This window comes from Okeania sp. SIO2B9 (genome assembly GCF_010672505.1).
GTDB lineage: Bacteria > Cyanobacteriota > Cyanobacteriia > Cyanobacteriales > Microcoleaceae > Okeania > Okeania hirsuta.
The window spans coordinates 1-6,507 of sequence record NZ_JAAHGK010000308.1 but is presented as its reverse complement, the minus strand read 5'-3'; the positions used below and the strand labels follow the sequence as shown (position 1 = coordinate 6,507).

General features: G+C 38.9%; 6 protein-coding genes and 1 pseudogene. 5 read left to right on the top strand and 2 right to left on the bottom strand.

Annotated features, from left to right (window positions below; genetic code table 11):
- Positions 1-225: 225 nt before the first annotated feature.
- From F6K13_RS12900 to F6K13_RS12890, 3 genes are all read left to right on the top strand, one after another.
- A complete protein-coding gene (locus tag F6K13_RS12900) occupies positions 226-420 on the top strand; it encodes a helix-turn-helix domain-containing protein (protein ID WP_275670336.1) in 195 nt (64 codons plus the stop codon).
- 117 nt (positions 421-537) lie between these two features.
- Entirely contained in the window at positions 538-834 is a 297-nt protein-coding gene (locus F6K13_RS12895; protein WP_240038898.1) for a hypothetical protein, read from the top strand.
- 754 nt (positions 835-1,588) lie between these two features.
- Positions 1,589-2,893, top strand: coding sequence for a homoserine dehydrogenase (locus tag F6K13_RS12890; RefSeq protein ID WP_124144468.1), 1,305 nt, complete (start codon positions 1,589-1,591; stop codon positions 2,891-2,893).
- A 563-nt stretch (positions 2,894-3,456) separates the two neighbouring features.
- Here F6K13_RS12890 and F6K13_RS12885 read toward each other — a convergent pair.
- Positions 3,457-3,615 carry a hypothetical protein gene (locus F6K13_RS12885; RefSeq protein WP_287287562.1) on the bottom strand — a complete coding sequence of 53 codons (159 nt, stop codon included), beginning with the start codon at positions 3,613-3,615 and terminating at the stop codon, positions 3,457-3,459.
- A 35-nt stretch (positions 3,616-3,650) separates the two neighbouring features.
- Positions 3,651-4,128, bottom strand: a pseudogene (locus F6K13_RS12880) (RNA-guided endonuclease InsQ/TnpB family protein); the annotation flags it as partial.
- A gap of 522 nt (positions 4,129-4,650) precedes the next feature.
- On the opposite strand from F6K13_RS12880, the gene F6K13_RS12875 reads away from it, so the two are divergent.
- The gene (locus tag F6K13_RS12875; RefSeq protein ID WP_124144466.1) at positions 4,651-5,013 is read left to right on the top strand and encodes a rhodanese-like domain-containing protein; all 363 of its coding nucleotides are present in this window, start codon (positions 4,651-4,653) and stop codon (positions 5,011-5,013) included.
- Between the two features lie 1,023 nt (positions 5,014-6,036).
- Positions 6,037-6,507, top strand: a 471-nt coding sequence (locus F6K13_RS12870; RefSeq protein ID WP_375340662.1) for an HrcA family transcriptional regulator, incomplete at its 3' end; no start/stop codon positions are given.

Below are 6,507 nucleotides of genomic sequence, written 5' to 3'. Positions count from 1 at the left end.
GCCAAGTTTTCTGCATTTACTAAGCTGAAAAGGAATTTACGCCATTTCACCTAGTATTAATCTCAGGAATTAAGTTGTTTCCTGTAACTGTAAAGATGCGTATATCTGGTCTAAGTTAGGTTATGCAGAGAGTGAAAAAAATCGGGGGAGCATTGACTTAATCAAAGAATAACGATATAATACGTTAAAAAGTGGCTCTATTAGACAGTCTGGGTTCACTCATACATGAAATCCATCAGAACCAAACTCAAATTAAATAATAAGCAAAAAACTCTGATGGCTCAACACGCGGGTTATAGCAGATGGTGTTATAATTGGGGGTTAAGTTTGTGGAATGCGGCTTACAGGGATGGTTATAAACCTAATGCCCGTAAACTCAGAAAGGTTTTTACTAATCAGACAAAACCTCTTGAACCCTGAATGAAAAGCTGATCATCTAAAGTTTATCAATACGCTTTTCCTACGGAATGCTGCGCAAACATCAGTTTAGGTGAAGCGTTTAAAAGATTCTTTTCCTGCGGAATGCTTCCCTACGGGATGCTACGCAAACGCAAACAAGGATTGAGTAAATATCCAAGGTTTAAGAAAAAAGGTAAACATGATAGTTTTCCAACGGAATGCTACGCAAACACAATTGATAATTGTGGAAAGCTAATAGAATTAAACGGATGGAACCATAAATTACCTTTTATTAGTATTGTCAAAACTTACGAACCTATTGAGGCAACAACTCAAAAAATAACTATTAGTAGACAGGCGTCAGATTGGTATCTTAGCTGTAGCTATGAATTTACTCCAAAATTAACACAAAAAACTACTGACGCGTCAAGCTGAAAATAATGTATTAAATTTTTTAGTAGGCGTTGCTGAATTAGGGGATGAATATTAAGTGGGGTGGGATCCTGCCCGTCCGAAAATATAAGGAACGGGCAAGATACCCATTCCACAGAACTATTAAAATCATCCCGCATTTATGCAAAGCCAATTTTTTAGTATAATTCTTACTATGACTAAGGTTTGGAGAATTTTCCTAAAACACTATTTCAAGCTTGACGCGCTACTAGGAGGGGTTATATCATGTCCGGATAATCAGTTATAAAAAAACCTTCTCCCTTTTAACTTTTCTTTCCCTTCTGCATTCTGCCTTCTGCCTTCTACCCTCTGCCTTCCCTCCTCCAAGGCGTTGCACAGCGACGAATGATTTGAGATTTTTGATTGAATTGGATTGTGGATTAATCAATTGCTAGAATGATTAATTAATGGTTATTTTTAGTCAAAGTCTAAACTAATTTTTGGCAATATCATTCCAGAATGTGCAACCCCCCTCCAAAGTATCACTATTCAAGCGGACATGATATTAGGGATGGGTCTCCATCTCCCACACTCAAGAAAACATAGAAAAATTTTTGAGATTTGGTATTACTCTCAGCGCTTCCCTACTCTTTGAATAACCAGTATTTAACCGGACATAATATTTTTCCTAAAAAGACTATTTTTTGTTCGATTTATTTGTTAATATTTAGGATAGTATTCAGCTATTATGGCTGAACCTTGCTCAAAATATTTAATTCATTATGGGTTAACAATCGTGGGATTCAAAATTGGTTTGTTGGGATTAGGTACAGTCGGTATAGGGACAGCAAAAATTTTGCTATCCCCAGAAGGTCGTCATCCTTTAATTCAGGAACTGGAAATACATCGAGTGGGAGTGCGCGATATCTCCAAAACCAGAGATATTAATCTACCTTCAGATATTTTAACAACAGATTTAGAAGCGATCGCTACTGACCCACAGATAGATATTATAGTAGAACTTATCGGTGGGTTGGAACCCGCAAGAAGCCTAATGCTCAAAGCTATTGCCCATGGCAAACACGTCGTCACCGCCAATAAAGCTGTGATCTCTCGCTATGGTCCAGAAATTTTTGAAGCAGCGAATGAAAAAGGTGTTTATGTCATGTTAGAAGCAGCAGTGGGTGGCGGTATCCCTGTTATTCAACCCCTCAAAGAATCTTTGGGAGTTAGTCGCATTCATTCGGTTATCGGTATCATTAACGGGACAACTAATTACATCCTCACCAGAATGCAAAAAGAGGGAGCAGACTTTGCAGATGTTCTTGCCGATGCTCAAAATTTAGGTTATGCAGAAGCTGACCCCACTGCAGATGTAGATGGGTTAGATGCCAAAGATAAAATCGCAATTTTGGCTTCTCTTGCTTTCGGTGGTCTAATTAAATTAGAAGATATTCATTGCGAAGGTATTCGTCAAGTAACGGCAGCTGATATTGCTTATGCTGACAGACTAGACTTTGTCATCAAATTATTAGCGATCGCCAAATGCGACCCCAACAATACCAACCCCACCACAGACGAATTACAACTGAGAGTACATCCTACCCTCGTGCCAAAAACTCACCCCCTCGCAAGTATTAATGATGTTTATAACGCTATCCTGGTAGAAGGAGAACCCATTGGACAAGTAATGTTTTTCGGGCCGGGTGCAGGTTCAGGTCCCACAGCAAGTGCAGTTGTTTCCGACATTATGAGTATCGCTGCCATCCTCAAAACAGAAACTGAACCTATTGCTCACCCATTGTTAAGTTGTACTCATCAACATTATTGTGAAACAGCATCAATGGCAGAACTTGTTACCAGATTTTATGCCCGCTTCCTGACAAAAGACCACCCTGGTGTTATTGGTAAACTGGGTACTTTTTTTGGCAGTCATGATGTCAGTTTAGAATCTGTAGTGCAAACAGGAGTACATGATCGACTTGCAGAAATAGTGGTTGTCACCCATGATGTAAAAGAAGGTAACTTCCGGCAAGCATTAGAGGAAATTCAATCATTAGATGTTATTGATAGTATTCCTAGTGTATTGAGGGTGTTGTAGAAATAAAAAAAATCCGATGGCAATTAAACATCAACGCCCGAAAAAATTAACTTCAACAGGACTCACGCATAACCACCATTTGTAGGGGGCTAACGGTCGTTAGCCCCCTACAAATGGTGTATAATTTCGTATGCGTGCGGGCTTTGTTGCACAAATAGAGCAAATAGGGTAAAAATAACAGTGCGTGGTACAACAAACCGAAACTAAGATTAGATATGAGTAATATAGAATCCGGTTAATTAGACATTGCAAGTAACGGTTGACGATCACCAGTGGAACTGAGTTACTGCCCGCAAGATTTCTGGTTGTTTGATGAGCTGGTAACAGCGATGGCAGGTAGACGACTGATTAGTTAAAATATAGATCAATTATACTTGATCATAACACCTAATTTGACTGGAACTAAACTTTCTTTATATTCTCTTTATGAATCAATGTGATTGATGTTGTTAAATCCTGATAGTCAGAGAATTTGACATCACATTTTCCACAGAGCTTCCCAAATTCACAACTTGCAGATCCCTAATGTTTACGTTTAGCGGCAAGCCTATCTTTACCAAAAATCATCCAATAAACTTGATCTTTTCCAATTTTTGTATTCTTTCGTCATCATCAGGAGTTTCATCCGGTATATCTAAGGGGTTTACACCCCCTGTCATGTCAATAATTTGTTTCAGAGTATATGGCTTATGCTGCTTCATAAAACCGATATAAAACGTCACATAGAGTGATATTCTACTGTTTACTTCCTGCTTTCCTACGGAATGCTACGCAAACCACCGGAACTGTCGGCAGCACTCCGTCCACAGGCATTCACGATCAAGCCGACCGCATTTCGCAAATTGATACTTGCGTTTAAATCTCTATCTATTGACAAGCCACAGTCAGGGCAATCATACGTTCTCAGGCTTAACGGCATATCTTGGACGTGACCACACCTGCAACAAGTCTTTGATGATGGAAAAAATCTATCTACTACTACTAACTCTGAACAGTACCATTGGCATTTATATTCTAGCTGTCGCCTGAACTCGTAAAATCCTTGGTTTGCACCCACCCCTCTAGCTCCCCTCCAGGGAGGGGATGGGGGTGGGTTATGGTTAGATAACATTCCACTAACGTTCAAATCTTCTATGACAATTGTGCCGTGGTTTTTGGCTTGCGTATGTTGTCAATTTATGAAGTGCATCTTTGCGGATGTTCGCTACTCGCCTATGCAGCCTAGCTATCTTAAGTTGTGCTCCCCATCTTCGTCAAGAAAGAAACGAGACACCTCAGGCTGATCGATGGTATCCAGGTATTCCTTCAAGCCTGCATTGATGCTTGCTTGTGTTGTAGATACAACAAATTCGTATTTATATCTGTCGGATGAAAGGTATGATTCGTTAGCTACCACAGTCCATTAGGAGTAAAATTGCTATTAAATTTTAATACAAAATGGGCAGTAGTTTTAAGAGGCATTAGTCGAACAGTGAATTTGGCCTATAATACGGTAGATTAGTTTAGTGAGAGCTGCCTCTCAAAAAGCGAGTGCCTAATTCTTGGGCCTCCCCAGAATGTAAGACCCACTCAAGACACAAAAAAACTCTCTCATACCAGAATATTTAATCAAGAATAAGCGATGGCAAACTTCAAAAATTTGTCTACTTGACTAAAATAAGAAAAAATTATATAGTTTTACACTAAATTTATAGTAATGTTGAAAAGCTTTCTATAACTCGACCGTTAATACAAAGTCATTAACTCCACTCTCTCAAATGTCACAACAATCTTCCGAAGGACCTTTACTAGATATTACTGTCGAAGAACTAGCAGACCGGTTAACAGATGGTATTCCTGAAAATTTACAATTAGTTGATGTTCGGGAAGATCGAGAAGTAGAAATAGCTTCTATCAAAGGTTTTAAAGTTTTATCTTTAAGTAAATTTTCTGAATGGTCAGACCAAATTCATGTCCATTTAGACCATGAGAAAGAAACTCTAGTCTTGTGTCATCATGGTATACGTTCAGCTCAAATGTGCCAATGGTTGAAGAGTCAGGGTTTTACAAATGTGAAAAATATTATTGGTGGTATTGATGCCTACTCAATGGTAGTAGATAAAAGTATACTTCGCTATTAGTCAGAATTCGGAACTTTTCATTTCCGGCAAACTTTAGTTACCTAAGAGCTGATTTATCATTTTCTTTGTGGGTTTAATACCCCACCGTCAACGGGGGTGTTCACGCATTACTTGGGGGAGCGAATCCCCATGTAATTTTCCTCCTGTCTCCTGTCTCCTGTCTCCTGTCTCCTGTCTCCTGTCTCCTGTCTCCTGTCTCCTGTCTCCTTCTTCAAAAAGTAAATATTAAGAGGCTGAATTTCTTACAGGACAAAGGTTTTACCGATTGTAGGCCAGTAAAGTAGAAATTTATGAGACCTAGATAGCATAAGAGTTTTCCTGCGGAATGCTGCGCAAACAGCTCAGTTAATAAATCAGCTCTAACATAAAATATTGCAAATTTTATATTTGCTACGGTTGGAAGATTTTAGATCAAATCCGCTCGGGTTCAGTATAAAAAAAATGTTCCATTTTCAGCCATTGCCAAATATTTCTTTATTTCCCCACATTCACCTCCTGAGAGGGGTTGGGGGTAGGTCCCCACACTATGAATCTAATTACACCAATGTTACCGGATTTGATATAAAGTTCTCAATTACAGGAGATTTCAGGTAAATGATATACACAGAAGAATGGTAAAGTATTTGTAGTGTAGGCATCTTGCCTGCGACTGGTGTACCTTACTAATCTGAAATAGGCTGTATCTTGAGAAGAGAATTTTTATTACGTCTAATTAATGAGACTTGATATTTAGACAGAGAAATATTTTTCGTTGTTGCTTGTTGACTCACAGGAGTGCGCTACCAGATACTAGCTTGGTTTGCTCAGATGCCCACAGGTGGCGCTTCCTTCCCATCTTTATTGTTGACACGGAGTTGCACCGCTGTTCCCTGCTATATCTACAAACTAAGATAAATATGAGTAGATAATAACGAAGTATAAGTTATATAAAGAAAAATAACTTTGGTGTTATGATTAACTAACATCATATTTTTTGCTATTGTCTGGCACTTTACCTAATATACTTTCTCTACGTCCATGTCACTGCAAGTTAATCTTAATAATCGTCATCAACATATACTATGGGCAACAGTTCGTCATTATATTGCAACGGCAGAACCAGTTGGCTCCAAATCTCTAGCAGAAGAGTACAATCTCAGTGTTAGTCCAGCGACAATTCGCACTGGGATGAGCTTTCTGGAAAAAATAGGACTTTTATATCAACCTCATACTTCAGCTGGAAGAGTTCCTTCGGACTCAGGATACCGAATATATGTTGACCAATTAATGAAACCTTCAGAAACTCTGGCTTTTGAAGTTGAAGAACTTTTACAAAAACAATTGAATTTGCCAGAAAGTCGCCTAGAGGCCCTACTTCAAGGATCGGCTCAAATTTTGGCTACTCTAAGTGGTTATATTACCCTAGTGACAATGCCCCAAACTGCCACCGCTAAGTTACGACATCTACAACTGGTACAAGTGGAAGCAGAAAAAATCATGCTAATTGTGGTAACA